The organism is Acinetobacter sp. P1332 (assembly GCF_044057475.1).
Lineage (GTDB): Bacteria > Pseudomonadota > Gammaproteobacteria > Pseudomonadales > Moraxellaceae > Acinetobacter > Acinetobacter johnsonii.
This window is the reverse complement of the sequence record NZ_CP171157.1, coordinates 455233-481574: the sequence shown is the minus strand read 5'-3', so window position 1 is coordinate 481574 and position 26342 is coordinate 455233. Positions and strand designations below refer to the sequence as shown.

The window sequence follows — 26342 nt, the reverse complement described above, 5'->3', positions numbered from 1 at the left end:
TACATATCATTAACTCATGATGGGCTGTGCTGACGTCGTGCTAAAAACGTAGTAATAAAGCCAGATAATGCATAAATCAAGGAAATGACTAAAATACCCACAGGAATATTGTAAGTCATTGCAGCAAAAATAAAGACCGCGATAGGAAGGACAAAAAATGGAACGCGCTTACGATCTACCGTTTTAAACGAATAATATTTAATATTCGAAATCATGAGGAGGCCCACAGACACAATCACTGCTGCGCTAATGGCTTGAATCCCCCGCTCACGAATATCAAAAATTTCTGGGAAATCGAGTCCGACCCAAACCAATGAAATAATAATAATCGCAGCAAGTGGACTAGCTACACCAATAAAGTAACGCTTATCGACCACACCGATTTGCACATTAAAACGAGCTAGACGGAACGCAGCACAGGCAGTGTAGACAAAGCAACACGCTAAACCTATGCGACCGAGCGAATCCAAACTCCAGCTATACATCAAAATAGCGGGTGCAACGCCGAACGCCAATAGATCAGATAAAGAATCATACTGTTCACCAAAAGCACTCTGCGCACCAATGGCTCGTGCAACACGGCCATCTAAGCCATCCAACAACGCTGCCAAGAAAATGGCATAAATCGCTTGCTGGAAGTTGCCATTCATACTGGCAATGATGGAATAAAAGCCTGACAACAACGCTGCCGTTGTAATCAGGTTCGGCCACAAATAAATACCTCGACGTTTTACTTTTTGACCTTCCTGTGTGTGCTCTTCTTCTTCCACCTCGAAAGTAATCCCATCAAAAGTAGGCGTACTGCGGGGTGAAGATTCGCTTTCAGGTTTATTTATATTTGTCATTCTCTGTCGATCCTAATGTAGCCTTTTCTCTTATAGTCTATCTTTATTCGCCAACTAACCAACGAACAGCAGCATGACCACCATTTTCACTCATACGCAAGTGTGGGAATAACCATTGTAGCGATTCATCTGCATCTTCAGAAAACTTCCAAGGTGGGTTAATCACCAACAAACCACAACCATTTAAGCCCACTGGGGTATCATCTGGCCAAACACATACTTCACAGATCAACTGACGACGAATACCGGTTTTAATCATTTTCTTTTCAAAACGATCAATCATGGCGCGGTCTTTGATTGGATACCAAATTGCAAACACACCCGTTGGCCATTTTTTATATGCAGTCGCTATGAGATCAACCAATTGAGGGAAATCTTTACGCTCCACTTCGTAAGGTGGATCAATCATCACCAAACCGCGTTTTTCTTTGGGTGGAATAACGCCAAATAACCCTTCATAAGCATCGCGCTCATGTAAGCCCGCGCGTTTGTCACGAACGTTGTAATACAACTGTTGGAATACATCACGTTGCATTTCAAAAATGGTGGCTTTATCGATTTCGCGCATGCCTTCCAATGCAAACCACGGCGAACCTGGATAAGCGCCCTTACCTGAACCTTCACGCATTTTTTCAACAATTTTTAAATACTGCTGAACACCTTCAGGCGCATTACGCTTAATCGAGTCATCAAGTTTTACTAAACGGTGAATACCATTTAAGAACTCGCCCGACTTTTGTGCTTCTGAAGTCGATAAATCATATTTACCAGCACCGCCATGCGTATCAATATAACGATACGGTTTATCTTTTTGATTGAGGCGAGTCAAAATCTGAAGCAAAAGGACATGCTTCATGACATCTGCAAAGTTACCTGCATGGAAGTGGTGACGGTAATTCATGTTTCTATCATTCCTAAAATCAATGAGTATTTTAGCATGAAAAATAGTTTCGTTCAGATTGCTTTCATACACTAGAATAACCGTGGCTTTTCTTTGTCTTTTTTAGGTTAATGTAATGGAAGCAGTTCTTCTCCCAAAGTCTTGGAATGTTGATCAAATCCTAGATGATTTAGATCAACATGGTTTTGCCATCATTGATGACGCCTACTCTAATGACTATGTACATCAACTCATTGAAGAATGTACTTCGAACTTAAACCGCTTTCGTGAAGCCGCTATTCAAAACGGTGTCATCAGCAAGATCCGTAGTGATCACATTTTATGGCTCAATCCCGAACTCGTTATTTCCAATCAACATGTTCAAGCCCTTTATAGTTTGGGTCAGGAACTAAATCGTGCCTTTTATCTTGGTATTCGAGACGTAGAAGCACATTTTGCTTGCTATAACGCTGGCGAGTTTTATGCCCTACACCGTGATAATCCTCAAGGCAAAAATGGCCGCATGATTTCTACGGTTTATTATTTACACGAAGACTGGCAAGACGGTTGGGGCGGTGAACTTCATCTGCAAGATAAAAATGACATTTGGCATGTGCTACATCCCAAACCGAATCGTATTGCATTGTTTCAAAGTGACTTACTGCATGAGGTTTTAGAAGCCAAACATCAACGTTTATCGATTACTGGATGGTTACGGAGTGACAGTACAATCCTATGATTCAAGCAAAAAGACTTTAAATTGTAAGAAGTATCCTCATATACTGAACATCAATTGATGAGGATGTAACCGATGCGTGCCAGCAGTCAACAAATTATTCAGCGTATTGGTGAAACAGATCAACTCTACCTACAAGGCAATAGCCCTGAATTAGCCCTTGAGCGTGCTGACTTACGCTTACAGTTGGTCACACTGAGCCAACTGCGCCAAGAGCAAGTCCACTTTTTACAAGAAGCAGTGGTGTTACTTGAGCAAGGTCGAATTGAGTTTGAGGAAATGCCTCTGTCTTTGTACCTCAATTTGTCTTTGCACCTTGCAAAGGCTTATATGCTGTACTTTGAAATCACCAAAGAAGATCGCTTTGCTTTGATTACACAGCAAATTTTAAAACCGCTGACCAGCTATGGTCAGGGCGATATTTACCTGTTTTTGGCCTATGCCTCGGTCAGTCGAAAAGAGTCAGCATTGGCACGACACTGGCTTGGTAAATATGCGAAAAGCACCGAGTTTGATTTCGTTTTACTGCGTGAACATGCCGCTTTTGTTGACCTTCATCAAGAAGATTGGTTTATCAAGCTGATGCAAAGTAAATTGCACTAAAATCTACAAATAAAAAAACGCCTGAAATCAGGCGTTTTTTTATTTGTAGATTCTACTATGTAAGTCGCGACGGCATAGGATCAATTTAAGCAGTTTGAAGTTTATAAGCATCAAGATGTAGCTGTTGATTGAGTTCATCAACCATAATCGCCCAATCATCATCTTGAACCAAATGACTGATTAATAGCGCACGTTGAGCGGAATTCCAAAACGGTGCGTCGTGTAAAGATTGATGAGCAGGAAGTTGATGCGTACGAATATATAACTCGATGGCAGCCGCACTATTGGCGAGTCCCAGTTGCGAAAATAAAAGCTCTAAGGATGGTTTATGTTGACTGAGCATCTCGGCCTCCTTATCAATACTATTGTCAATTATTATTGAATTAACTTATATGTATTTTCTAAAAAAACCTAGTCATAAAACTAGGTTTGTTGTTTCAATTTGTGATTATAAATGACACGAACCTGAAAGCGTATGTTCTGTATGCAATTGTTCATTTAACAGGTCGACCACCATTGCCCATTCATCATCTTTTTTCCAATTACTGATAATGAAGTCATGCTGTGCTTTTGACCAAAAGGGTGCTTTATGCAATGGAACGTCTGAAGTAAGTTGGTGTGTTTCAATAAACTGATCGATTGCTTCCGCACTCGCATCAAGCCCCAATTGTTCAAATAAAAGTTCTAAAGTCGGTTGTTGGTCAAACATCATTGTTCTCCTCAAGCTCTGATCATGCCCTTTTAGAATAAACCTTTGGCCATCTATGCTCAGTTGTATCTACATCACAGCATGTTATTTTTTGTTCAACACACCCCCATATAAAAAAGCACTCCAAATGAAGTGCTTTTTCAAAACAGATCTTGAACAGATTAGTTTTTAATTATTTAAGCATGTCAGCAATTGCTGCGCGCTCTTCTTCAAGTTCTTGAAGAGTTTTGTCCATACGTTCACGGCTGAACGCATCGATTTCTAGGCCTTCAACACGTGTGTATTCGCCATTTTCGCAAGTTACAGGAACACCGTACATTACGCCTTCAGGAATACCATAAGAACCGTCAGAAGGAATACCCATCGTTACCCATTCGCCATTTGTGCCAAGAGCCCAATCGCGCATATGGTCGATCGCAGCGTTCGCAGCTGAAGCAGCTGAAGACAAACCACGCGCTTCGATAATCGCAGCACCACGTTTACCAACAGTTGGAAGGAATACATTCGCGTTCCAGTCAGCATCGTTGATTTTGTCTTTTAAGCTTTCGCCGTTTACAGTTGCAAAACGGTAGTCAGCATACATCGTTGGAGAGTGGTTACCCCAAACAGTCATGTTTTTGATGTCTGCTACAGCAACACCCGCTTTTTGAGCAATTTGAGTCAACGCACGGTTGTGGTCAAGACGTAACATTGCTGTGAAGTTTTTCGCTGGAAGATCTGGAGCAGATTTCATTGCGATGTAAGCATTTGTATTTGCAGGGTTACCTACAACAAGTACTTTAACGTCACGGCTAGCAACTTCGTTTAGTGCTTGACCTTGACCGATGAAGATTTCACCGTTCACTTTCAATAAGTCAGCACGTTCCATACCAGGACCACGTGGACGTGAACCAACCAATAACGCGTAGTCAGCATCTTTAAATGCAACTTTTGGATCATCAGTACCGATCATGCCAGCCAATAATGGGAAAGCACAGTCGTCTAATTCCATCATTACGCCTTTAAGCGCAGCTTGAGCTTTCTCAAAAGGAACTTCTAACAATTGCAGAATAACTGGTTGGTCTTTACCTAACATTTCGCCACTAGCGATACGGAATAATAGGCTATAACCGATTTGACCAGCAGCGCCAGTAACGGCAACGCGAACAGGTTGCTTCATGTACTTATCTCCATTTGAGGAACGTTATATGATTAAATAGCTGTTCTATCTAATCTTAATAATCATAAACGGCAAAGATTGTACTCCAATACTTTGGCAGATGCATGTAAAAGAGAATGAATTCCAACAAAAGTATGATAGGAAATATAAATTAATTTAAGGAAAGAGATTAGTAAGAACCCTTGATCGCAAAAGAATTTGGGCAGTTTTCTTGTATATTCTCTGCACAGCCTTTGTACTGACCATTGGGTTTATAACAAACTTTGACTTCGGTCAAAATATTGGTTTGACGGTGAGTACGACAGCTAAAACGTAACCCGCTTGCAGGCAGTCCAGGATTCAAACGTTGGAACTGTCCACGTAAGCTATGCAGTTGCGCGGTTTTATTTTCAGATGAAGTCAAATCTGCGGGGATTTTTAAACGTTCTGCATAATTAATCACGTTACGGAAATATTGACTGGCACTCATCGGCACACACCCCCCAATCTCTGCCCACAACTGACGACGTGCATGCTCATCGGGCATCACCCTAGCCACCACTTTAGTTTGAAGCGGAGACAATACAGCTGAAGACTTGGTCTGACACTCTCGTGTCGTAGTTTCAGGATACAAACCTGTGATATTGAGTGAATAACCTTCCAAACATTTCCGTTTCTTTGAGCCTTGGCTATCAAACAAACACACGGCAGGTGTCATTTGAACTTCCATCACATAGCCAAACACGGTCGGTGTCGCATGGGCTGATGTCGCAAAAAATCCCATAGCAATGCAGCTGCTGATCAATAGCAAAAGCTTTTGCGTTAAGACTGATTGGGATGACATCAAAACCATAAAATGCCTAGGCCTTTATCATTGACTTCTAAAAGGAATATTTTGCATGCGCTGGGTGATCGACTGCGGTCCTTGGCCAAGCAGCACACCATAATGGGTCGCATTACTCATGACATGCTTGACGTAATCGCGTGTTTCAGTCAGAGGAATACTTTCTGTGTATTGATCCGCCGCAATCGGCTGACTTTCAGGCTGCCAACGGCGCGCACGATTTGGCCCTGCATTATAACCTGCTGTGGCAAGTACAGGACTGTTGCTTAATTGGCTTTGAATCATGGACAAGTAGAATGTGCCATAACGAACATTGGTATTCATATCACTCAGTGCAGCAGGATTATAGGTTTCACCCATTTGTCTAGCGACCAGTTTTGCCGTATCTGGCATGATTTGCATCAAACCACCTGCCCCGACATGCGAACGTGCATGGGTAACAAATCGGCTTTCTTGGCGCATTAACCCATACGCCCATGCAGGATCTATGCCTGCATTGCGACTATGGCTGACCACATAGCTTTGATGCGGCATGGCATAACGATAACTGTAGTTATGCTGCTTGACGGTTCGATCGGCTGCATAGATCGCGCGGTCATACCATCCCATTTCTGTGGCACGTTTGGCAGCAGCCAAAATTAAGCCATCATCTTGTTTTAAATAAGCTTGTCGAACAGCCCAATTCCATTCACGGTTGACATAATTGTCTGGCGCATTGACGTTGCGCAGTGCAAAAGCACGGCTAAAGTGAATATCTTGACTCAAACGCTGCGCATCCGCATTGCTCGGTTGGGTATTGGCTGGAATCGTTTGATAACGCTGACCAATACGATCTTTTGCCAATAAGTTATGATAATCGTCACCTACTGACAATTTTTTGAAGATCTCGCGCGCCAGTGCTTTTGACTTTGCATCACCACGTTGTTCTGAAGCACGGGCTAACCAATATTGCCAGCGGTCTTCTTGTTTCTGCGTCACACTCATGCCATCAATGGCACGAATGACACTCTCCCATGCGCCGAAACGAATGGCTTGGCGTGCATAGATTTCAGCTTCTTCTTCACTCAGTGCTAAACCGTAGCTCCGATCGAAGGCTTGCAACACTTCCACATTAAAATTGTTTTTCATAACGGTTGTGCCACCGATATACCCCACGGCGCGGTACAACGCTTTTTGTACCGACTCAGGTGTACCCTCGGCAGCACGCTTTACCGACGCCAGTGCAGTATTTAGATCACTGTCGGCTAAACGGCCAATGGCATAAATTAAATATGCTTGATCTGCCGCCGACGCTTTCGGTGCGGACCATAGATAGTTCAGTGGATCGGCTTGAATGCTATTCAGCTGCGCCAAAGACAGATTCATGCCAATAGTTTGTGCAGTTGCAACTGCTTGACCTGACTGCCCTGCACGTAGCTGCGCCCATAAACGTTGTTGTTTGTCTTGTTCCGTCATCAGTGGACTAGACAACATCATGCGGCCTAGCCCTGTACAAGATTCAGGTTGTGAATTAGTGGTGAGCCAAACATCTTTATATTCGGCAAAAACCAAAGGGTCGCCTGACTTGGCACGGACTTGCGCCATGGCACAGCTTTCTGCGCGATCTGCATTGGACACATAGGCCAATACCGGCTGCGCGGAAGCAAAATCGGCCATTTTGACTTTTTCTTCGATGTAATCTGCTGCTAACTTCTCAGCCATGGCAGATTGCGGATAGCGCTGTACAAATCCGACAATGTTCGCCGCAGGTTGCAATGCCAAATTACTGTTAAGCACCCAGTATTCAGGATAATAGCCCAACACATCACCCTGCATACTGCTTTGATATTGTTGTAATAAACCAACATTGCCTGCATTTGCTGCACGCAAGGCATCATTAAATTGTTCATCTGCGGCATGTGTCGCTGCAGATAGACCCAAGGCAGCCACACCCAACGCAAACACTTGATAATATTTATTCTGTAATCGTTTTAACATGGGTTTGCCTTCAGTCATCTTTGGATTGCCTAGTCTCGTCTCATCATTTTCATTAGTTTAATAACTCATAACAGACTCTATTGTTCTCTTATGTAACCTTATGATTAGACAATATTAATTTTCCTGCATTTTCACTTCACAAATCAATCTTTTTAGCTTCAGATTTAAAGCTATAAGTTTATTCAGATTTCCTGCTAAAATACGCGCCTTTCGTAGATTTCACATGGTGTTTGATCGACCTTTTTTGTCGCCAGCCAAGCTTTGCTTTCGCCGCCACAGATACCGATCAGGCACAAAAACCTAGATTTATCCCCCTTAGGAGCCTACATGACGGTTCAAACCTTCATTCCAAATGGTGCCCAAGCTGCCTCAGAAAACACTGTTACCCAGCCACAGCACACCCCAGCCATCGATGGATCAGTTAAAAAACTGTATATCGAAACGCAAGGGTGTCAGATGAATGAGTATGACAGTCACCGTATGGCAGACTTACTTGGCGACTCGCACGGTTATGTGCTGACCCAAGATCCGAAAGAAGCTGATATTCTACTCATGAATACCTGCTCGATTCGTGAAAAAGCCCAAGAAAAAGTGTTTTCTGAATTGGGTCGCTGGCGCAAGCTGAAAGACAAAAATCCAGACCTGATCATTGGTGTCGGTGGTTGTGTGGCCTCTCAAGAGGGTGACAACATTCAAAAACGTGCCAACTATGTCGACATGATTTTTGGCCCGCAAACCTTGCACCGCTTACCACAAATGCTGGATCAGCACTTTGATCAAATCGAAAAACCCAAGAAAGAAAAAATCAAATTGGTGGATATTTCTTTCCCAGACATTGAAAAATTCGACTTTTTACCTGAACCGCGTGTGGAAGGTTACAAGGCTTTTGTTTCAATTATGGAAGGTTGTTCAAAATATTGTTCATTCTGTGTAGTGCCCTACACCCGTGGTGAAGAAGTTTCTCGCCCGCTGGATGATGTTTTAGCAGAAATTGCCACCTTAGCCGAAAAAGGTGTCCGTGAGATTTCTTTGTTGGGTCAAAACGTCAATGGTTACCGCGGTGAAACGTTCGAAGGCAATATCTGTACTTTTGCAGACTTGTTACGTCTGGTTGCAGAAATTCCGGGGATTGGGCGTTTGCGCTACACCACCTCACATCCACTTGAGTTTAATGATGACTTAATTGAATGTTACCGTGATCTACCACAAATGGTATCGCATCTACATTTGCCCGTACAAAGCGGCTCAAACGATGTATTGCAAGCCATGAAGCGGAACCACACCATTGATGTGTATATCGACAAAATTGCCAAATTACGCAAAGTTCGTCCAGATATGCATTTATCAAGTGACTTCATCATTGGTTTCCCGGGTGAAACCGATGCGCACTTTGAAGAAACCTATCAATTCATCAAAGATATGGACTTCGACCATTCCTACAGTTTTGTCTATTCAAAACGTCCGGGTACACCTGCGTCTGATCTTGAGGACACCACCTCTGAAGACGTGAAAAAAGAACGCCTCAGTAAAGTTCAAAAATGGATCAAACGCTCAAGTATTGACAAGACCGATGCCATGCTCGGCACCATTCAACGCGTTTTGGTCGAGAAAGTTTCAGACAAAGATCCAAACCTACTGATTGGCACGGCGGATAACACTCGTTATGTGAGTTTTATTGGTGATGCAGCATGGGTCGGACGTTTCGCTGAAATCGAAGTGACAGAGATTAAAACTTTGAATTTTGTTTATGGTGAACTCTTGAATCTTGAGCCTGACGTGGCGTAATGTAAGGGAATAGATTCTGACTACTTAAAGGAATTCTCTTGACTGCAGCGATTCGACGTACAGTAACTTTTCCTGGGGTTTCAATAGAACGTTTAAAGAGCATGCTCGGTGCTTATAACGGTCATTTGAAACAAATCGAACAGCGTTTAGATGTCACTATTTCCCATCGAGGTGATGCATTTTATGTCGATGGTGAAATGGATGCAGTTGAGAGAGCCGAAGGTCTGCTCCATCGCCTGCATGAAGAAGCAGAAAATACGGCACAAATCAGTGCCGATACCTTACACCTCATGATTCAAGGCAGTCAGACTGACCGTGAATTGCAAGAAGACCTCGACGGACAAGAGCACACCGGTTTAGATGAAGTATGGCTCCAAACCCGTAAAGGTCGTATCAATCCACGCGGTGCCAACCAAAAGCGTTATGTGCAGCGTATTCTCCAAAGTGATATTTCTTTTGGTATTGGACCTGCGGGTACAGGTAAAACCTATCTCGCCGTTGCAGCCGCAGTTGACATGCTAGAACGTAATGAAATTCAACGGATTTTATTGGTTCGCCCTGCCGTTGAAGCAGGTGAAAAACTTGGTTTTCTGCCGGGTGATTTAAGCCAAAAAATCGACCCCTATTTGCGCCCACTCTACGATGCCTTGTATGAAATGCTTGGTTTTGAAAAAGTGGCCAAACTGATTGAACGTCAAGTGATTGAAGTCGCACCACTGGCTTATATGCGTGGTCGAACTTTAAACCACTCTTTCGTGATTTTAGACGAAGCGCAAAACACCACGCCTGAACAAATGAAAATGTTTCTCACACGCTTAGGCTTTGGTTCGCGCGCAGTGATTACTGGCGATATCACACAGGTCGACTTACCGCGTGGTCAGCAATCTGGTCTGGCGCATGCTTTACGAATCATCGACAAAATCAAAGAAATTCACATTACCCGCTTCCACTCTCGTGATGTGGTACGCCACCAATTAGTGCAAAAAATTGTTGAAGCTTATGAGGGATGGGATGCAGAACAACATCGCTTAACGGCTGAAGCTCGTGCTGAACGCAAAGCGCGTCAAGAGGCCTTAGTGGCTGAAAATGATGCCGCTGCCGATGCTCAGCATTAAGTTAAAGTCTGCGGGCATTTTAAAATGCCCGCAGATGTCATTATTTAAGGATCTATTTTGAAACTGAGTCTTTCTCTACAACAGGACTTTCAAGCACCTGAGTTGGTCTTGAAACGTGGCTATATCAAAAAAGTTGTAGAAACTGTTTTACGTCATATTGGTACACAAAGTAACTGTGAAATTGGTATTTCTTGTGTCGACCATGACGAAAGTCATAAATTGAATTTGGAATATCGCGGCAAAGATAAATCAACCAATGTGTTATCTTTCCCGAGTGACTTGCCCGATGAAATGGCGCAAATTCTTGACTCATTTCCTATTGGCGATTTAGTCATTTGCATTCCTGTGGTGCTGTTGGAAGCGAAAGAACAAAACAAAGCGCCACTGACGCATTTCACCCATATGTTGGTACATGGCACTTTGCACCTCATGGGCTATGACCATGAAACGTCAGAAGCAGATGCTGAAGAAATGGAAGGTATCGAAATTGAAATTTTGGCTAAACTCGGTTTTGAAAACCCTTATTTAGAACAATAGCTATTAGATCTGAAACAACTCACCTGATTCATCTCGATGTGTCGGGTTTATTTATGTTAAAAATAATGCAAGATGAAAAAATAAATGAAGAGATTATAAAAATGCATACATCGATTTCAAAACTACTCTGCGTTATTACCCTATTCTGCACCACGCCACTTTATGCCAAGAGCAATGATGAAAATCAAACATCCTGTCAGAAAGTAAAGTTTCAAGACACAGCTCAGGCGTGGGCTGGACATTATTATTTGCAGGGTGTTATGGAGGTCGGTTCCGAGCTTTTACTAGAGACCAACGGTAAATTTAAATGGTACTTAGCTGTCGGCTCTTTAGATCAATATGCTGAGGGGACATGGTGGAAAAATGGCAACTGCATTGGTTTAAAGGCATTGCCGAAATATAGCAAGCATTTAGAAATCTTTCCTAGCCGCCTAGATGTGGAAGAGTCTCATTTAACTGTGACTTGGATCGGTGGACGTCAAGACGGGGCCTATGTCCGCGCAACCCAATAAATCGAAGTAAGCAAAATCATCAGAGTATACTTAAAAGTGCACAGCTCAGTGCACTTCAAACTCCGCCTCTGCTGGGTCAAAACGCCATGTACGCACAATGCGTAACTCAGAAATATCCTTCATTTTGGCATCAAACCCACCGAATGGTGCGGCTTTACGCACTGAGGCTTTTGCAGCCTCATCGAGCATCTCATGACCTGAACTATCAATCAGGCGAATGGCGCGGATGCCTCCTGATCCATTTAGAATCACCATTAAACGCACTTCACCCGCCAGCCGCTGCTGTTTAGCTGCTTCTGGATAGTAACGGTTGCCATAAAATTCCACTTTCTGACGGAACTTTTCAAGATAGGCGGCCGAAATATCTTGCTTGGCTTGAATACCATCGACTGTTTTAATTTTTTGCTGACGGCTAAAGTTTTGTTGGCGTTGTAAATATTGCGCTTCAAGGCTGGCCACCATTGCTGCTTTGGCTTGAAACTGGCTGTTCATTTCTTCCATGGCTTTTTTGCGCTGGTTATCCTCAGCTTGTTTTTGCCAACTTAAAGTCGTCATCAACAGTTTTTCTTCAAAATTCAGCTCACGTTTTTGTTGGATCTGTTCTAAAGTTTCACGCTGCTGTTCGCCTGTACTTTGCTCAAGCATCGGTGCGGGCATGTCACTCGACATGCGATGTGACTCACGAAAAGTCCCTGAACCTTGTTGATCGGCTTGTGCTAAAAAATCTGCGTTTTCAATTTTTTGATCAGAAGGACGCAAAGTGACAGCAATTTCTTTCACTGCCGCATCATTTTCTTGAGGCATCGCAAATTGCAAAGTCAAAATCACGAGATGCAAAAATACCGCCAGTACAACGGTCGCTGTAAAAATTGGGTCTTTCCACCAATCATGAGCCAAAGGCATTACATTTATTTTTCTAAGCATCACACCAAACCGACAATTTGTCTTGTTCCCCAAAGCGCATGCGCGCAGTATAAAATAGACACAGTCTTCATTTTATTGCGTAGAATGAGACCTTGTGCCCTTTAGATTCACTGTTTTATAAAATCATGAAAATGGTGCAATTAATTTTGCTAAACTGCAAGGTTCATGAGCAGTATTTTTCAAACATTTCGACCAGAGATCTGATCGCTCAAACACGTTGATTAGCTAGGACGCCTCTATATGCAAACGCTTATTTCCAACATTTCAAATCGTTTACGCCAAGTTTATCAAAAGGCGGAAGGATTTATTGAGGATGAGCGCGAGTTTCCAATGTCTCAAGTCTTTTTAAATGCCACTTTTCAACGTTTTGTGACCGACAACGTGAGAATGTTGAAAGACCTGCATGCCGACTTACATGATGATTGGTTACGTTTATACGCCACGCTCGATTATAACGGGCTCAAACTCACGCTTTCGGTAGATTTGAAACTGGCACAAATGGAGTTAAATAAAAAAACGCAGTTGATCGTATTTGAGCAAATCAGTGACACCAGTGTGCTGGATGCTGAATACCCAACGGTATTTCATAAAATGGGGGTGCGCTGTGCCCTATTCTTTTATCAAAAAGTCCTGAACCGAGACCCCTTAGGCATGATTTTAGAAAAACTGAATGTGATTAAAGTCAAAGATGATCTACTGCATTTGGATCTGAATCGCTGGTTAGGAAAAAATCGTTCTATTATCGATACCTTAGGTAAAGTCCATGTCAATCATGCCGTATTGCGTGAAGCAGAATTGGTGGTGATCGGTAATGTCAACTTAACGGCATTGTTCAATAAGTTTTCGCAAACCTCGATCGATGACTTGATTGAACCCAATCTAGACGAAAGCACGGTCTCGCCAATTCGACAAAAATAACTCGGGATGCTGCGACTAAAATGTGACTTAAGGTGGGTAAAAGAAACATAAAACTACAGTTTGCCTTATGTTTCGAATTTTTTCTTCATAATCAGCGTGCATAATATTTCTATGCAAAAAATTTGTGCCTACAACTGAATAGGAAACTTTTTCTTATGGCTAAATCAATGTTGAAAACAGTCGCAATGGCAACAGGTGTCAGCACCTTGCTCTTTGTCAGTTTCTCAAGTCAAACCTTTGCCATGAGTCCATTCCAAGCCAGTTATCAATTTAACTATAATGGCAAAAACATGGGCTCAGCGACGCGTACGTTATCGAAATCGGGCAACAACTGGAACTATGTCTTTGCAGCCAAAGCTGGTGGTATCGCCTCTGCAACCGAAAGTAGTCGCTTTAGTTTTAATGGTAAACAAATTCAGTCCAGCAGCTTTAGCCGTAGTAGTAAAATTTTGGTGCATAACAACACCATGAGTATTAACTTCAATCCAGCGGCAAAAACCATCAATACCAAGAAAGACAAAGAAACGCGTTCTTTCGCTTGGAAAGCTGGCGTACTGGATGAACTGAATGCTGAATTACAACTTCGTGAAGACATCAAAAATGGTGGTTTAAAATCGACTTATTATTTGGCCGATGCCAAAGAAGTCGAAGCACGTAAATTTGTGAAGCAAGGTTCTGAGTCAATCAAAACCGATTATGGGACCTTTGACACCATTAAAGTGGTCATGAAACATGACAAACCTGGCCGCGAAACCATTTTCTGGTTAGCACCTAAATTGGACTACCTTCCAGTCAAAGTCAGCCATGTGGATAAGAAAACATCCTATGGATTGCTATTAACGGGTTATAAAGGTGCAAGCAATTAGTCATTTTGACGAATTTTACTTGCATTTTTTCAGGTGCTTCCTAAAATACGCTTTTGCTTGAAAAGCACCTGCCCCTAGAGGATTCTCCCGTGTACGCACTAGAACAGAAAATCTTAAGCGAAGGTATCGTTCTATCTGATGAAGTTCTGAAAGTTGATGCTTTCTTAAACCACCAAATTGATCCGGTTATGATGCAATTAATCGGTAAAGAATTTGCTGCTCGTTTTAAAGATGCAGGCATCACTAAAATCATCACGATTGAAGCATCAGGTATCGCACCTGCAATCATGGCAGGTTTAGAACTGGGCGTGCCCGTTATTTTTGCGCGTAAATACCAATCTTTAACCTTAAAAGATGACCTTTACCGCTCAAAAGTCTTTTCGTTTACCAAACAAACCGAAAGCACGATTGCAATTTCAAATAAGCACATCAGCTCAGCAGACAAAGCCCTCGTGATTGATGACTTCTTGGCCAATGGTCAAGCGGCATTGGGTCTGATTGACTTAATTCACCAAGCGAAAGCAGAAGTTGTTGGTGTGGGTATTGTGATTGAAAAATCATTCCAACCTGGTCGTGACATTTTGCTTGAAAAAGGCTACCGCGTTGAATCTTTGGCACGCGTAAAGTCTTTGGCAAATGGTACTGTTGAATTTGTTCGTGACTAATCACGGCGTTTAACTTCAAAAAAGAGCACTTCAGATGCTCTTTTTTTGTCACTCAGATGACCCGCGGGTCATCCACATGTAAATGTCACAGTAGGTTATTTTCAATTTAATTACACATTGAAGTTGGAGAAATGCGATTTATATAGCATGATCAAATCTAAAAGGTAATGTCCATTTTCTAAGAGCAAAACAAACAAAGACCAAATTGGATACTATTTTATAGAGATACCGATTTGAATGATAAACAAGAATCAATTAACTCAACGATCATTTACCACAAGCCAATTATCTGTCTTTGATGGCGTACACTCCATTCAACTCGCCCGTAGACTTCATTCACGACTTGAGTAAAGCAGACTCCTTGCAAGCTGTTTTAGATACCATTGCTTACTGGATTTCTCACGTGTTTGATGCGGATCGGGCCAGTATTACCCTGCAAGATATCGGGCCAGTATTACCCTGCAAGATACTGAAGAATATCTCAAGCTGTATTCGATCTCAGGGGCTTTGTTGCACAAAGATTTGAAATGCAAAGCGCCCCTAATTGAGCCAAATTTAAGGCGTAACTTGGGTAAGTGGTCGACCTAATTCCGTAAATCTGTTAAGGACTGCTACACGTGCATGGATCTCATTCACTTGGCTATCAAAACTCCTTGCACTGAGTTTATCTCCTAATAATTTGATGCAATCCATCTTAGTTTCAACCAAACTTCGACGATGATAGCCTGACCATTTTTTCCATAGTGTCCTGCCTAAACGTTTAATTGTTCGAAGTAATTCATTTCGCTCTAGCGAGCTACTCTTTGTATCTTTCCATGGTTTCGCATTTTTTCTAGGTGGAATCACCGCATGCGCTTGCCGATCTGCAATGACCTGACGGCATTGCTTGGTGTCATAAGCTCCATCGGTATAAACACAGTTAATCCGCTCATCTTGTGGAATCTGATTAAGTAAATCACCAAGCACCTGTGAATCACTGACATTATTGGTTGTAAGCTGAACTGCTCGTATTTGTAGGGTTTTAGCATCTATACCAATATGAAGTTTACGCCATTGGCGACGATATTCAGGTCCATGTTTCTTGCGTTTCCATTCGCCCTCACCTAGAAACTTCATGCCTGTAGAGTCCATGAGTAGATGCAGCCCATCGCTACTTTTTTGGTAGCTGATTACAATATCAATATGCTTTTGTCTTCTACAAAGCGTGGTGTAATCTGGAGCTATCCAATTTAATCCGCAAAGTTTAATCAGACTTTGCACAAAGCCAGTGACCATACGTAAAGACAGACGGAATAAGGATTTAATCATTAAGCAGCATTGGATGGCTGCGTCGGAGTAGGTTTGATTTCGCCCTTGTTTGCCTTTTGATGGCGCATACCATTGCGTAGCAGGATCAAACCAAATGGCAATATTTCCGCGACTCATGAGTGCTCGGTTATATGCGGGCCAATTGGTTGTGCGGTAGATTTTGTGTGTAGGCTTCTTCATTTGAAAATTATATCGCTGAAAAACCCTTTACAGATAGGTTTGTGCAACAAAGCCGATCTCAGGCAATCATGCGATTCCGATGGATTTTAAAATTCCGATTGGGCAGACTTTTGTCGGACGAGTTTTTGCCTGCGCAAAGCTAATCATTTGCGATGACCTCGCTCAGTCGGATGAGCTGGATTGTAGAATGCTTTCTGAGCATGGCATGGGAACCTGTATGGATGCACCCATGATTCACAATGGCGTGTGTATTGGTACCTTAAATGTGGCAGATCAACGTAAGTATCACTACACCCTACAACAAGCGATTCTTTTACAGAGCCTCGCCACATGGTTAGCTTTAAACATTAAATTGCATTTACAAGTGCAAGAAATGGCGGTCTTAGCGTCCGCAGATGAGCTTACAGGAACCTTTAACCGCCGGGTATTTGTGCAAGAAAGCAATCAAACCATGCAACATTTCAGCCATACTCGCGTGCCATTTACAATCGGCATCTTAGATATTGATCACTTTAAACAGCTGAATGGCTGTTATGGGCATACCGCAGGTGACCATGTGCTGAAAAAGATGACCAAAAAATAAAAGGTATCCTACGTGAGGGCGATTTTTTAGCTCGTATTGGCGGTGAGGAATTTGCGATTATTTTACCTGCCTGCTTGGGTGATGAAGCCATGCGTGTCTTTAAACGCGCAGATAAAGCCTTGTACTGTGCCAAGCAAGCAGGACGAAACCGAATTCACTTTGCCAACTAAACCATATTTAAAAATTCAGCATAAAGTACTTAAGAAAATTACAAGTTTAATAAATATTATTGCTGCAAGTTCAACTAAGATTTACTCTAGATTTAGTTGTTTAGATCTTTCAAATTCAAGCGCAAAATACGGTTGTTCTGCGCAACGTGTCATCCACACCGTAAAACGGCTGCCAGCTTCAATCACTGGTCACCCGAATAGGCCAATAGACTATGGAAAATACAATTCTCTGCCCAAAATGTGGCTCTAGTGAGGTTGAAAAACGCAATCACGAGCAACAACTGACTAAAATTGGGGGCGTATTGCTCAGTTCGGCAGGTGCAACCGCTGGTACTGTCGGTGGTGCAGCATCTGGAGCCTCTATTGGCGCAGCGATCGGTGCAGCGGCTGGACCTCTTGGGGTGATTATGGGTGGTACCATTGGCACTTTTGTCGGCGCGGTCAGTATTGGTGTAACAGGCGGATTTTTAGGACATCGTTTTGGTAAAAAAGCGGGTGTGATTGTCGATAAAAATGTATTTCTTGACTATAAATGTCTCAAGTGTGGTACAAAATTTAAAGAACAGCATCTGACGCCAGCTCAATAATAAAAAGCCCATCAATGATGTAATGCCAGTCAGTTAAGAAATTGACTGGCATTTTCTTGGGTACTTTTGAGGCTTTATTTTGACGACTCTAGGGCATTGCCTTGATCTTCTTTCAGGCAAAACAAACATTTTAGACTGTTCCAGCAAACGCTCTAAATGCTTGGGCAAATTCCCTGCCGATTCCAGCGGAGTATGCCTTAATATATTGATAATGCTGATTGAAGCAATATGGAAACTGATACGCAAAGGGCTGACTTTCGCCCGTTGAGCCATAAATTTCATTTGCCTTCTAAGAATATTATAAGCAATCAATACACCCCATAATTCCTGATACACCAATTCAGGCTGCTTGCTTCTTAAATGCATCCCATCTTGCAGGTCGCTCTTGATTTCACGGTAGCACATCTCGATTTCCCAGCGCTGAGCATACAGCGTACTGACGTCTTCCAGAGGATAAGCCTTTGAATCTAATAATGATGTAACGTATCGTCTAACCCTTCCAGACTGTTCAGTTTCAATCAGGCGGGCTTCCCAATAGTCACCTAAATCCGGATTCAGTTTCTTCGCTCTTGGAGAAACAGGCATTCTGATTTGAAAGTCATGCGCTGAGTTTTTCCTGATAATTTCATAGCGCAGATTGTCTTTAGCCCGCATAAGCCAATGGCAGTTTTCCCGAGACTGCCACCCTGATAAGAAATCAGCAGAGAAGTAGGCCCGGTCAAATAAAGTCAGGCTATTTGCAGGCACTTTCAATTTCTTCGCTAAAGTCAGCTCGCCTTGATCCATACTTCCAATCCCGGCATCAATCACTTCATGAGTATTGGTGTTGATCAGGCAAACCGCTCTGGCTTGCGGCCAAGGTGCTGCTATCGTTTTGCCTTTGGAAGAACCGAAGTGCCTGAAGTTCTCATCTGTGTGGGGCATGGACCAGATGGCTCCATCTACAGCGCAGATGCTTAGGCCATGAAAGGCGGAATATTGCGGCTGAGAATCTTCAAACCATGTCTGACTCAGTGTATTGAACAGGACATTTAAAGGCTCCAGACCCAAGCGCTGTCTGGCCTGCACTGATGCGCTTGGGGCGCAGCTTTCAGCCGTGCCAAAAACCAGCTGCAGCTGCTGAACAACATACCAGATGGGCTGGTCGCGGAACAATGCAAGTCCAATAACTAGCCATACAGCATGCTCTGCGGGGAGTTTTCTTTTTCTGACCGATGCTTTCCCGGTCCGTTTTAAACAGTCTTCAATCCAGTTTAAATCAATTAATTCGCTAAAATTAGAAAGTGAAGGAGCTGTCTGCTGAAATGCTGAACTTAAATTCTGAGAAAAAGTCATAAAAAAATGAGCGTATCTGGATACGCTCATTTTTACCGCATTTCAGCTATTTTGTCTTAACTGATCAGCATTACATCAATGATGGGCTTTTTCATGTCTCAATGCCTAGGCTTGTAGTTTCTTCACAACTTCCCCAAGACGCTTACCTTGAGCTTCGCACAGCACTTTTTCATCTTGGCTTAAGCGCTGATCATGTCGAGGCCCACTGACATGGCTAGCGCCATACGGTGTTCCACCTGTTTTAGTATGTGACAATGCGGGAATGGCATTGTTCAACCCTAAAATCATCATGCCATGATGAAACAACGGTGGCAGCATGGTCAATAAAGTACTTTCTTGGCCACCATGCATTGAACCTGACGAGGTAAACACACAAGCCGGCTTGCCATGCAGTGCTCCATTGAGCCATAGACTGGTGGTCTGGTCGAGGAAATATTTCATTTCAGAGGCCATGTTACCAAAACGGGTTGGTGAGCCTAGTGCCAAACCTGCACAGTTTGCCAAGTCCTCTAAACTACAATAAATATCGCCTTCTGCAGGAATACTCGGCTCTGCTTCCTTCACCACAGCCGCAATATTCGGCACCGTTCGAATTTTAACTGCAACACCACTGGCTTCAATTCCATTTGCAATCAGATGCGCCATTTCACGGGTACTGCCATATTTGCTGTAATATAAAACTAAAACATAGGTTTGCATGAATAGAGTTCGGTGACAGAAAAAATAAAACTATACGGTATTTTTCCTATTTTTTGGTTAAGCTTAGGGTGAAAAATGTAGAAAAGATGAAGAAAACAAAAGAGATACTTTGCCTATGTTAGAACAGTACTTAAGAAGACTTCCTTTCTATGAGAAAACTTGGTTTCAGTTCGTTTTATTTGTACTGCGCCGCTTTGAGGCCGATCGATGTCGTGAACAAGCAGGTTCACTAACCTATACCACCCTGTTTGCCGTCGTTCCGATGCTGACCGTTTTTTTGGTGATCATTTCCTCAATTAAAGCGCTTGAACCTGCACGGCAGCAATTACAACAACTGATCTATAGTAATTTTTTACCGAAAACCACGATTGCTTTTGATAAGGCCTTAAATGCGTTTACCGATAAATCCAGTAATTTAACCATTATTGGGATCTTATTTTTATTCGTCACTACCGTCATGATGCTAACCAGCATTGAAAAAGTCTTTAACCGTATTTGGCGAGTCCGCGAAACCCGCGGCGGCATTATTGGCTTTATGCGCTATTGGACCATTATTTCTTTGGGCCCTATTCTACTCGGTAGTGCCTTTGTTATTTCGTCGACGATGGCTTCCCTCAATGTTTTGAGCAATAATTTTGCAGGCTATGAACTCAATGGCGCATTTGTCCTGTGGTTGATTTCATTCTGCTTAACCGTCGTCGGCTTTTTTATTCTGAATTGGACCATTCCAAACCGAAGTGTCCCGATTAAATCCGCTTTGATTGCAGGCTTATTTAGTGCCGTCGTGTTTGAACTCCTGAAAAACTTGTTCGGCTTTATCATGTCGAACTTCACCAGCTATGAAGTCGTTTATGGTGCCTTTGCTGCGATTCCTATTTTCTTATTATGGATTTTTCTATCGTGGAATATTGTCCTGATTGGCGTTGAAATCAGCTACGCGCTCACCGCATTTACTTCCCAGAAAGAGCAAAAACGGCACCCTGTCATTATGCTACTAGATTTGCTGGAGCTGTTTTATAAAAAGCAACAGCAAGGACTCAGTGTCTCTGATGATGAAGCTTTGGATGTTTTAGGAAGAGATGAATTGGGCCGTTGGCCGAGTTACGTGTTTATGCTTGAACAGCAAAACTTAGTCAAACGTACCGATGACAACCAATTTGTACTAGTACGTAATTTATCTCAAGTCGATTTTTGGAGTTTTTACAGCAAACTTCCTTACCCTTTACCAAAGCGTAAAGATTTGGGTAATGTCCATCCTGATGATGTCTGGATGCAGAAAATTGGCCCAGCGTTAGTAGAATCAGATGATTACTTGGCTGCCAAACTTGCCATTCCGCTGTCTACAATTTTTGATGATAAATCTTAAGCCTTTATATTAAAAAAACGTGTCTATGACACGTTTTTTTATCGGCTAACTCAAATCAATTTAAGTTCAACCTTCACCCTGAATTTAAGGTAGATTCAAGCTGACTCAGTATTTACTGCAAAGCCATTTTAAAGGCCTGTACATACTGCTTAATTTTGTGATGCAAACTCACCACCATCACACCCATCAACACAAAGCATGTACCTACCAAAAAGTTGAGTTCCAACTGTTCATTGAGTAACACCACACCAAAACACATCCCAAAGATTGGGGTCAAAAAAGAAAAGACGCCCAACTGCGATGCCAAATATTTTTTCAGCAGCCAAAACCAAATCAGATAACTGGCAAATGACACGACAACGGTATGGAAAAGCAAACTTGTAAGGGATAATACAGACCAGTGAATCGTCGCTTGTCCCATAAAAAAAGCCACAGGCAATAACACTAAAAATGCGATAAACAGCTGATAAAATAAAGTTTGGGTCGCAGGTGCCTCTGCTAGTTTCGTCAGCCGAACTGCAATGGTCGTGGCTGCCCACAACACCCCTGCTATGAGTGCTAAAACATCACCCCAAAGTGCAGAACTTGCAGCCGCTTGTGAAGATGCAGGACGAAATAAAAATGCAATCACAATCCCGAAAAATGCACATGCAATGCCCAACCACTGAATGAGCGATAAACGTTCAGAGGGTAATTTCCAGTGCAAACCCAATGCTACAAAAATAGGCGCGGTATACAGCAAAACCACGGTATGCGCCGCGGAGGTAAAACGTAAAGCTTGCGCGACCAGAAAAAATTCTGTTGCAAATAAAAGCCCTACTAAAATTCCTGCGGGTAAATAGTCTCGCCCCCATAAAGATGTACCCTTTGCCAGCTTGATCATGGGGTAAACCATCAACGCAGAGAGACCTGAGCGAAGTGCAATTTGCATCACTGCAGAAATATCGGGGGCAGCAAGCTTTAACACCACTTGTTGCAATCCCCACAAAATACACAGCCCAAACATAATCCCTGAAGCTTTACTGTCCAGCGCTTGACGACTACTCACGACCTGCTCCACTGAAAAAGATCAAAGCTCACTATAGATTTGTCTGAAATAAAACATATAATTTAAAACAGACAAGAGATCTTCTTATTCAGGCAATTTCAGCCATGCCCCAACGACAACAAAAAAAGAGCGCGCCACTCAAACAATTACCGACCAATGATCATATTGATAAATTATTGTGGATCAGCTTTCGCGAAGACCCCGCGCAGTCGGTTTATCCCGTGCATGGACATGCATGGGGTGAATTTGTATATGCCTTTAATGGTGTGATGGAGGTGAATATCAATCAGATTGACTACCTTACCCAGCCACCTTATGGCATTTGGCTTCCACCCAATGTAGCCCATAGCAGCTTAAATCGTACCGATGTTTCACATGGCACCTTGTATATCCATGAAAGCTTATGCACTCATCTGCCTCAACAAGCCGGTATTATGCTCAGCTCACCTTTGGTCTCGGCACTATTTAAGCATTTGAGACAACATAGCCTGCCAGATGATGCACCTGAACACATGCGCTTACTCTATGTCTTGCTTGACCAATTACACCATGCAGAATTGGTCAGTAGCTATTTACCGCACTCTGAACACCCGACCCTAAAAAGCATTTTAGATTTTTTACATCTGCACCCTGTGGATAACAGTTCTTTGCAACAACTGGCAGTACAGCACAATATGACTGAACGCACACTCGCACGTTATAGTCAAAAAGAACTTGGCATGTCCTTGAATGAATGGCGACAGCGCTTAAAAGTCATGAAAGCCATGAGCATGCTGACAGAGGGAAAAAAGGTCGAAAGTATCGCGCTGGATTTGGGCTATGCCAATGCATCGGCCTTTATTAATATGTTTAAACGCTGGATGGTGTATACCCCCGATCAGTTTCGCAAACTGTACCATAGCCACCAATAACGCTAAAAAAAGATCACCGAAGTGATCTTTTGAATGATGAAGGTTTGAAAGTCTGCAAATTAAGCTTTGACAAAGGTATTCCACGAATAGTCTTGTTTTTTGCCTTTTAGGGTCATTTTCAACTGCTCACCCGCCTGTAATGCAGCGACCCCAGCAGGTGTGCCTGTCATGACCACATCGCCTGCTTCCAAAGTGAAGACTTGGCTAATGTCGGCCAGCAAGGTGCCAATGTCAAAAATTAAGTGTACAGTGTTGCCCGCTTGGCGCAGCTCATCATTAACATGAAAACTGTAATGCACATCATCCCAGTCCTGTACCACATCGGAAACAGCAACCCAGTCTGCCAGCACACACGAACCATCAAAGGCTTTAGCACGTTCCCAAGGCTGGCCTTTGGTTTTTAAGTCATCTTGTAAGTCACGCAAGGTTAAGTCCAAACCTAAAGTCACAGCTCCCACCGCTTGCAGGGCTTGAGCTGGATCGGCGGCTTTGCTTAGGCGATGGTCAATGCGTAAAACCAGTTCACATTCATAATGGCAGCTGCCCCATGCAGGATTCCAAGAAATGCCCGCATCTAAACTGAGCAAACTGCTCGGTGGTTTGATAAATAAAACGGGACGATCAGGAATCGCATTGCCTAATTCTTTGGCATGGTCTGCATAACTACGACCGACACAGACAATTTTAGATGGACGTGTACTCATGATCTTCCTCTGATTTTTTGATGGTGTTATGGAACAAAATGCTTATTTTTTGAAAGTATTTTCAAATTTTGCTTGATCCGCACTATCGGCCAACGCACGCTTAGGCACAATCACCACAGTACGGTTTTTCAGCTCAAGCATATAGGTCAACTTGCCACTGGCAAACTTTTGCACTTCATTATAATGGACCACTTGCTTGCGACCATTGGCATAAATTTCTGCATAATCTTGGTATAAATCGATGCCTTGCTCACTTTTACCAAACTGATATTTCACAAATTGGCGCTTAAACATCATCGGCAGGAACCAATAGCGCATGAGAATTTGTAAAACCAAGAAAAATATACCCAATACCACATAGTAGCGGCCGACGCCTGAAAAGCCGAGCATAAAGCCCCACACAATAATCCCGACACTAATCAACGGCGTGATAAACCGCGTCATTTGCTTTTTACCAAAGGTCGCTAAGGCAAAACCATCTTGGGACTCTTCTAAAGTGAGGAAATAACGTGTCGATAATGCAGGCTTGTTCTCTGACATAGGGTCATATCAAATAGCTAAAAATATTGTGCTCAATACTACAACACAATCGGTCATTTTTTTAGGACTTTAGCAGATCGATGTTGATTAGTGGCGACCCACTTAAGCCGAGGCCATACCGATATCAGAACCGCATTATAAAACTGAGATGTAAGAAACAACTGAATAACTACGGCAAAAAATCTATCCATGCTATGGATTTCTACTGAACAGAAAGTTCAGGAACAAAAAAACCGCAACATGTGCGGTTTTTTCAATATTGATCAAGTTGGTGCGCTCAGAGAGATTCGAACTCCCGACCCCTTAGTTCGTAGCCAAGTGCTCTATCCAGCTGAGCTATGAGCGCGACGTCTTGATCGGGTGCATTGTATATGGTTTATTTCATTTTGATAAGTCATTTTGTAGTAACAAACCATCAAATGTTTATTAATCGTACATAAATCAGATTAAGTCGCTAAAAAATATATAAATAATTACAACATTCACTCAATACATTAAAAATTAGTGCAAATTCACAAACAGCAACCACAACTAGTATGAGATTCTTTATAATCAAATAGAAGAATTACATAAAATTAATTTAAGATACAAATGCCAAATCAAGTAGATCAATCAACTTTAAACATGAGTAAAATTGGACCAGCAATAGCATCTGTACTTATCCTGCTCATCGTCATTGGCTATTCTATTAAAACAATAAAAAATCAAGTTCGATATATTGAAAGCTTACACTCAAACGAATGGCACGTATTTGAAAGGCATATGACTTCAAACTATTTTTTTACCGTGTCAAAATTTCGAGATAATAGTCAAAGCCTATATATAAGCCAGAATGGTGACGTATTTTATTCTCAACTTTGCACTAACAAACTAAAAAATATCTGTAAATTAGCTTATTCATCTGAAATAAAAGTTGAAAGTGTACTATTTTATGCTCAAATACATAAACGGACAGGGCGATATACTTCACTACATTTAAAAGACATCATTTTCATAGATCAAAACAATCGCCAACAAACATTTAATTATTTAACTACACCTCCAGATGATCAAAACTCTATTTCTAATAAAAAAAATAGTTTATGGATTTCACTCATACTCATATTTATAAGTTATTTATTCTTCGGATCTGTGGCATCTTTTCAGATTTCCGATAGCATTCCTCAAAATATTAAAATGCAAAAAAAGATCAATAAAACTATTATTATCGCAATCTGTATGTGTTACTGCTATTTAATTGCAATCACATTAATTACATTCTTGAGAAATTAATATTTTTCAAATATAAAACGATCAGACACAAAAAAACCGCAACATGTGCGGTTGATTGTTCAAGTTGGTGCGCTCAGAGAGATTCGAACTCCCGACCCCTTAGTTCGTAGCCAAGTGCTCTATCCAGCTGAGCTATGAGCGCATTACTTGTGTGCCAATTCAGGCGATACGTTACATACAGTTTACTTATTGGTGCGCTCAGAGAGATTCGAACTCCCGACCCCTTAGTTCGTAGCCAAGTGCTCTATCCAGCTGAGCTATGAGCGCGATATAAGTAAAGTTGGCGGTGAGAGAGGGATTCGAACCCTCGGTACAGTTACCCGTACGCATCCTTAGCAGGGATGTGGTTTCAGCCACTCACCCATCTCACCGTAACGTGCGGCCATAATACAAACTTCATGCTAGCACTGCAAGCACAGACACTCAATTTTTTGCATATTTCTGTTCAATTAAATACTTTTTAAACAATTTAGAGCGGATTCAGCAGAATTTATTCTTTTCTCTACATCTGCATGTTGAATAAAACAGCAGATATTCTAAATTGCCGACATAAAACACAATATTGCAATCATTTGCGTGCAGTCT

The 26342-nt window shown here is 42.3% G+C and carries 27 protein-coding genes, 4 tRNA genes and 1 pseudogene; 14 read left to right on the top strand and 18 right to left on the bottom strand.

What is annotated here, in order from left to right; all coding sequences use genetic code 11:
- Positions 1–14: 14 nt before the first annotated feature.
- The gene (gene pssA, locus ACFN7Z_RS02315; RefSeq protein ID WP_087011599.1) at positions 15–845 is read right to left on the bottom strand and encodes a CDP-diacylglycerol--serine O-phosphatidyltransferase; all 831 of its coding nucleotides are present in this window, start codon (positions 843–845) and stop codon (positions 15–17) included.
- A 43-nt stretch (positions 846–888) separates the two neighbouring features.
- Entirely contained in the window at positions 889–1746 is an 858-nt protein-coding gene (locus ACFN7Z_RS02310) for a 23S rRNA (adenine(2030)-N(6))-methyltransferase RlmJ (protein ID WP_078426193.1), read from the bottom strand.
- Between the two features lie 115 nt (positions 1747–1861).
- On the opposite strand from ACFN7Z_RS02310, the gene ACFN7Z_RS02305 reads away from it, so the two are divergent.
- Both ACFN7Z_RS02305 and ACFN7Z_RS02300 read left to right on the top strand, forming a co-directional pair.
- The gene (locus ACFN7Z_RS02305; RefSeq protein ID WP_078426192.1) at positions 1862–2464 is read left to right on the top strand and encodes a 2OG-Fe(II) oxygenase; all 603 of its coding nucleotides are present in this window, start codon (positions 1862–1864) and stop codon (positions 2462–2464) included.
- Positions 2465–2536: 72 nt separating this feature from the next.
- On the top strand, positions 2537–3064 hold the full coding sequence (locus ACFN7Z_RS02300; protein WP_004691217.1) for a hypothetical protein: 528 nt from the start codon (positions 2537–2539) through the stop codon (positions 3062–3064).
- A gap of 85 nt (positions 3065–3149) precedes the next feature.
- Here ACFN7Z_RS02300 and ACFN7Z_RS02295 read toward each other — a convergent pair whose 3' ends face one another.
- The 5 genes from ACFN7Z_RS02295 to ACFN7Z_RS02275 all read right to left on the bottom strand — a co-directional run bounded on the left by ACFN7Z_RS02295 (position 3150) and on the right by ACFN7Z_RS02275 (position 7750).
- Entirely contained in the window at positions 3150–3407 is a 258-nt protein-coding gene (locus ACFN7Z_RS02295; RefSeq protein ID WP_004691219.1) for a DUF2789 family protein, read from the bottom strand.
- Between the two features lie 105 nt (positions 3408–3512).
- Positions 3513–3773: a DUF2789 family protein gene (locus ACFN7Z_RS02290; protein WP_004691222.1), complete on the bottom strand. Its 261-nt coding sequence runs from the start codon at positions 3771–3773 to the stop codon at positions 3513–3515.
- 172 nt (positions 3774–3945) lie between these two features.
- Positions 3946–4932, bottom strand: coding sequence for a malate dehydrogenase (locus ACFN7Z_RS02285; RefSeq protein ID WP_004691225.1), 987 nt, complete (start codon positions 4930–4932; stop codon positions 3946–3948).
- A 169-nt stretch (positions 4933–5101) separates the two neighbouring features.
- A complete protein-coding gene (locus ACFN7Z_RS02280) occupies positions 5102–5695 on the bottom strand; it encodes a ribonuclease I (RefSeq protein ID WP_372239180.1) in 594 nt (197 codons plus the stop codon).
- A gap of 87 nt (positions 5696–5782) precedes the next feature.
- Complete coding sequence (locus ACFN7Z_RS02275) at positions 5783–7750, bottom strand: transglycosylase SLT domain-containing protein (RefSeq protein WP_395442568.1); 1968 nt, start codon at positions 7748–7750, stop codon at positions 5783–5785.
- 309 nt (positions 7751–8059) lie between these two features.
- Here ACFN7Z_RS02275 and miaB point away from each other — a divergent pair, with 309 nt between their 5' ends.
- The 4 genes from miaB to ACFN7Z_RS02255 all read left to right on the top strand — a co-directional run bounded on the left by miaB (position 8060) and on the right by ACFN7Z_RS02255 (position 11681).
- Entirely contained in the window at positions 8060–9517 is a 1458-nt protein-coding gene (miaB, locus tag ACFN7Z_RS02270) for a tRNA (N6-isopentenyl adenosine(37)-C2)-methylthiotransferase MiaB (protein ID WP_078426188.1), read from the top strand.
- A gap of 38 nt (positions 9518–9555) precedes the next feature.
- Positions 9556–10632: a PhoH family protein gene (locus tag ACFN7Z_RS02265; RefSeq protein ID WP_004977846.1), complete on the top strand. Its 1077-nt coding sequence runs from the start codon at positions 9556–9558 to the stop codon at positions 10630–10632.
- A 57-nt stretch (positions 10633–10689) separates the two neighbouring features.
- Positions 10690–11169, top strand: a complete 480-nt coding sequence (gene ybeY, locus ACFN7Z_RS02260; protein ID WP_395442567.1) for an rRNA maturation RNase YbeY — start codon at positions 10690–10692, stop codon at positions 11167–11169.
- 101 nt (positions 11170–11270) lie between these two features.
- Positions 11271–11681: a hypothetical protein gene (locus tag ACFN7Z_RS02255; RefSeq protein WP_125274118.1), complete on the top strand. Its 411-nt coding sequence runs from the start codon at positions 11271–11273 to the stop codon at positions 11679–11681.
- A gap of 45 nt (positions 11682–11726) precedes the next feature.
- Here the strand turns inward: ACFN7Z_RS02255 and ACFN7Z_RS02250 are convergent, their stop codons facing one another.
- Entirely contained in the window at positions 11727–12584 is an 858-nt protein-coding gene (locus ACFN7Z_RS02250; RefSeq protein WP_395442675.1) for an energy transducer TonB, read from the bottom strand.
- Between the two features lie 261 nt (positions 12585–12845).
- Here ACFN7Z_RS02250 and ACFN7Z_RS02245 point away from each other — a divergent pair, with 261 nt between their 5' ends.
- From ACFN7Z_RS02245 to ACFN7Z_RS02235, 3 genes are all read left to right on the top strand, one after another.
- The gene (locus ACFN7Z_RS02245; protein WP_395442566.1) at positions 12846–13523 is read left to right on the top strand and encodes a hypothetical protein; all 678 of its coding nucleotides are present in this window, start codon (positions 12846–12848) and stop codon (positions 13521–13523) included.
- A gap of 155 nt (positions 13524–13678) precedes the next feature.
- The gene (locus tag ACFN7Z_RS02240; RefSeq protein WP_395442565.1) at positions 13679–14389 is read left to right on the top strand and encodes a DUF3108 domain-containing protein; all 711 of its coding nucleotides are present in this window, start codon (positions 13679–13681) and stop codon (positions 14387–14389) included.
- A gap of 89 nt (positions 14390–14478) precedes the next feature.
- Entirely contained in the window at positions 14479–15054 is a 576-nt protein-coding gene (locus ACFN7Z_RS02235; RefSeq protein WP_004691243.1) for a xanthine phosphoribosyltransferase, read from the top strand.
- A gap of 555 nt (positions 15055–15609) precedes the next feature.
- Here ACFN7Z_RS02235 and ACFN7Z_RS02230 read toward each other — a convergent pair.
- Positions 15610–16542, bottom strand: coding sequence for an IS5 family transposase (locus ACFN7Z_RS02230; protein WP_395442564.1), 933 nt, complete (start codon positions 16540–16542; stop codon positions 15610–15612).
- A gap of 79 nt (positions 16543–16621) precedes the next feature.
- Here ACFN7Z_RS02230 and ACFN7Z_RS02225 point away from each other — a divergent pair.
- Positions 16622–17295: pseudogene (locus ACFN7Z_RS02225) on the top strand (diguanylate cyclase).
- Positions 17296–17507: 212 nt separating this feature from the next.
- Positions 17508–17882 (top strand): hypothetical protein, encoded by a 375-nt coding sequence (locus ACFN7Z_RS02220; protein WP_029575121.1) that lies wholly within the window; start codon positions 17508–17510, stop codon positions 17880–17882.
- A 33-nt stretch (positions 17883–17915) separates the two neighbouring features.
- Here ACFN7Z_RS02220 and ACFN7Z_RS02215 read toward each other — a convergent pair whose 3' ends face one another.
- Together ACFN7Z_RS02215 and wrbA are read right to left on the bottom strand one after the other, a co-directional pair.
- Positions 17916–19217, bottom strand: coding sequence for an IS4 family transposase (locus tag ACFN7Z_RS02215; protein WP_395442672.1), 1302 nt, complete (start codon positions 19215–19217; stop codon positions 17916–17918).
- Positions 19218–19322: 105 nt separating this feature from the next.
- The gene (gene wrbA / locus ACFN7Z_RS02210) at positions 19323–19916 is read right to left on the bottom strand and encodes an NAD(P)H:quinone oxidoreductase (RefSeq protein ID WP_395442563.1); all 594 of its coding nucleotides are present in this window, start codon (positions 19914–19916) and stop codon (positions 19323–19325) included.
- 115 nt (positions 19917–20031) lie between these two features.
- On the opposite strand from wrbA, the gene ACFN7Z_RS02205 reads away from it, so the two are divergent.
- Positions 20032–21282 (top strand): YihY family inner membrane protein, encoded by a 1251-nt coding sequence (locus tag ACFN7Z_RS02205; RefSeq protein WP_395442562.1) that lies wholly within the window; start codon positions 20032–20034, stop codon positions 21280–21282.
- Positions 21283–21394: 112 nt separating this feature from the next.
- On the opposite strand, the gene ACFN7Z_RS02200 is transcribed toward ACFN7Z_RS02205, so the two are convergent.
- Positions 21395–22330 (bottom strand): DMT family transporter, encoded by a 936-nt coding sequence (locus ACFN7Z_RS02200; protein WP_395442561.1) that lies wholly within the window; start codon positions 22328–22330, stop codon positions 21395–21397.
- 104 nt (positions 22331–22434) lie between these two features.
- Here ACFN7Z_RS02200 and ACFN7Z_RS02195 point away from each other — a divergent pair, with 104 nt between their 5' ends.
- On the top strand, positions 22435–23241 hold the full coding sequence (locus ACFN7Z_RS02195; protein ID WP_395442560.1) for a helix-turn-helix domain-containing protein: 807 nt from the start codon (positions 22435–22437) through the stop codon (positions 23239–23241).
- A 59-nt stretch (positions 23242–23300) separates the two neighbouring features.
- On the opposite strand, the gene ACFN7Z_RS02190 is transcribed toward ACFN7Z_RS02195, so the two are convergent.
- The 3 genes from ACFN7Z_RS02190 to ACFN7Z_RS02180 form a co-directional block, all read right to left on the bottom strand.
- The gene (locus tag ACFN7Z_RS02190; RefSeq protein ID WP_004691257.1) at positions 23301–23945 is read right to left on the bottom strand and encodes a fumarylacetoacetate hydrolase family protein; all 645 of its coding nucleotides are present in this window, start codon (positions 23943–23945) and stop codon (positions 23301–23303) included.
- A 42-nt stretch (positions 23946–23987) separates the two neighbouring features.
- Complete coding sequence (locus ACFN7Z_RS02185; protein WP_346312052.1) at positions 23988–24485, bottom strand: YcxB family protein; 498 nt, start codon at positions 24483–24485, stop codon at positions 23988–23990.
- Between the two features lie 269 nt (positions 24486–24754).
- Positions 24755–24831 (bottom strand) — tRNA-Arg (locus tag ACFN7Z_RS02180).
- 245 nt (positions 24832–25076) lie between these two features.
- Here ACFN7Z_RS02180 and ACFN7Z_RS02175 point away from each other — a divergent pair.
- Positions 25077–25757 (top strand): hypothetical protein, encoded by a 681-nt coding sequence (locus ACFN7Z_RS02175; RefSeq protein WP_227518537.1) that lies wholly within the window; start codon positions 25077–25079, stop codon positions 25755–25757.
- Between the two features lie 65 nt (positions 25758–25822).
- Here ACFN7Z_RS02175 and ACFN7Z_RS02170 read toward each other — a convergent pair.
- The 3 genes from ACFN7Z_RS02170 to ACFN7Z_RS02160 all read right to left on the bottom strand — a co-directional run bounded on the left by ACFN7Z_RS02170 (position 25823) and on the right by ACFN7Z_RS02160 (position 26128).
- Positions 25823–25899: transfer RNA gene (locus ACFN7Z_RS02170), tRNA-Arg, on the bottom strand.
- Positions 25900–25947: 48 nt separating this feature from the next.
- A tRNA-Arg gene (locus tag ACFN7Z_RS02165) sits at positions 25948–26024 on the bottom strand.
- 14 nt (positions 26025–26038) lie between these two features.
- A tRNA-Ser gene (locus ACFN7Z_RS02160) sits at positions 26039–26128 on the bottom strand.
- Positions 26129–26342 lie beyond the last annotated feature (214 nt).

What these genes read in the sequence shown, in the direction of transcription:
- ACFN7Z_RS02300 (WP_004691217.1), top strand. Translation starts at nt 2,537, where the DNA reads ATGCGTGCCAGCAGTCAACAAATTATTCAGCGTATTGGTGAAACAGAT.
- ACFN7Z_RS02215 (WP_395442672.1), bottom strand. Translation starts at nt 19,217, where the DNA reads ATGACTTTTTCTCAGAATTTAAGTTCAGCATTTCAGCAGACAGCTCCT.
- ACFN7Z_RS02190 (WP_004691257.1), bottom strand. Translation starts at nt 23,945, where the DNA reads ATGAGTACACGTCCATCTAAAATTGTCTGTGTCGGTCGTAGTTATGCA.
- ACFN7Z_RS02205 (WP_395442562.1), top strand. Translation starts at nt 20,032, where the DNA reads ATGTTAGAACAGTACTTAAGAAGACTTCCTTTCTATGAGAAAACTTGG.
- ACFN7Z_RS02290 (WP_004691222.1), bottom strand. Translation starts at nt 3,773, where the DNA reads ATGTTTGACCAACAACCGACTTTAGAACTTTTATTTGAACAATTGGGG.
- pssA (WP_087011599.1), bottom strand. Translation starts at nt 845, where the DNA reads ATGACAAATATAAATAAACCTGAAAGCGAATCTTCACCCCGCAGTACG.
- ACFN7Z_RS02255 (WP_125274118.1), top strand. Translation starts at nt 11,271, where the DNA reads ATGCATACATCGATTTCAAAACTACTCTGCGTTATTACCCTATTCTGC.
- wrbA (WP_395442563.1), bottom strand. Translation starts at nt 19,916, where the DNA reads ATGCAAACCTATGTTTTAGTTTTATATTACAGCAAATATGGCAGTACC.
- ACFN7Z_RS02275 (WP_395442568.1), bottom strand. Translation starts at nt 7,750, where the DNA reads ATGACTGAAGGCAAACCCATGTTAAAACGATTACAGAATAAATATTAT.
- ACFN7Z_RS02195 (WP_395442560.1), top strand. Translation starts at nt 22,435, where the DNA reads ATGCCCCAACGACAACAAAAAAAGAGCGCGCCACTCAAACAATTACCG.
- ACFN7Z_RS02220 (WP_029575121.1), top strand. Translation starts at nt 17,508, where the DNA reads ATGGAAAATACAATTCTCTGCCCAAAATGTGGCTCTAGTGAGGTTGAA.
- ACFN7Z_RS02295 (WP_004691219.1), bottom strand. Translation starts at nt 3,407, where the DNA reads ATGCTCAGTCAACATAAACCATCCTTAGAGCTTTTATTTTCGCAACTG.
- ACFN7Z_RS02230 (WP_395442564.1), bottom strand. Translation starts at nt 16,542, where the DNA reads ATGAAGAAGCCTACACACAAAATCTACCGCACAACCAATTGGCCCGCA.
- ACFN7Z_RS02310 (WP_078426193.1), bottom strand. Translation starts at nt 1,746, where the DNA reads ATGAATTACCGTCACCACTTCCATGCAGGTAACTTTGCAGATGTCATG.
- ACFN7Z_RS02245 (WP_395442566.1), top strand. Translation starts at nt 12,846, where the DNA reads ATGCAAACGCTTATTTCCAACATTTCAAATCGTTTACGCCAAGTTTAT.
- ACFN7Z_RS02250 (WP_395442675.1), bottom strand. Translation starts at nt 12,584, where the DNA reads ATGCCTTTGGCTCATGATTGGTGGAAAGACCCAATTTTTACAGCGACC.
- ACFN7Z_RS02240 (WP_395442565.1), top strand. Translation starts at nt 13,679, where the DNA reads ATGGCTAAATCAATGTTGAAAACAGTCGCAATGGCAACAGGTGTCAGC.
- ACFN7Z_RS02285 (WP_004691225.1), bottom strand. Translation starts at nt 4,932, where the DNA reads ATGAAGCAACCTGTTCGCGTTGCCGTTACTGGCGCTGCTGGTCAAATC.
- ACFN7Z_RS02305 (WP_078426192.1), top strand. Translation starts at nt 1,862, where the DNA reads ATGGAAGCAGTTCTTCTCCCAAAGTCTTGGAATGTTGATCAAATCCTA.
- ACFN7Z_RS02185 (WP_346312052.1), bottom strand. Translation starts at nt 24,485, where the DNA reads ATGTCAGAGAACAAGCCTGCATTATCGACACGTTATTTCCTCACTTTA.
- ACFN7Z_RS02175 (WP_227518537.1), top strand. Translation starts at nt 25,077, where the DNA reads ATGCCAAATCAAGTAGATCAATCAACTTTAAACATGAGTAAAATTGGA.
- ACFN7Z_RS02280 (WP_372239180.1), bottom strand. Translation starts at nt 5,695, where the DNA reads ATGGGATTTTTTGCGACATCAGCCCATGCGACACCGACCGTGTTTGGC.
- miaB (WP_078426188.1), top strand. Translation starts at nt 8,060, where the DNA reads ATGACGGTTCAAACCTTCATTCCAAATGGTGCCCAAGCTGCCTCAGAA.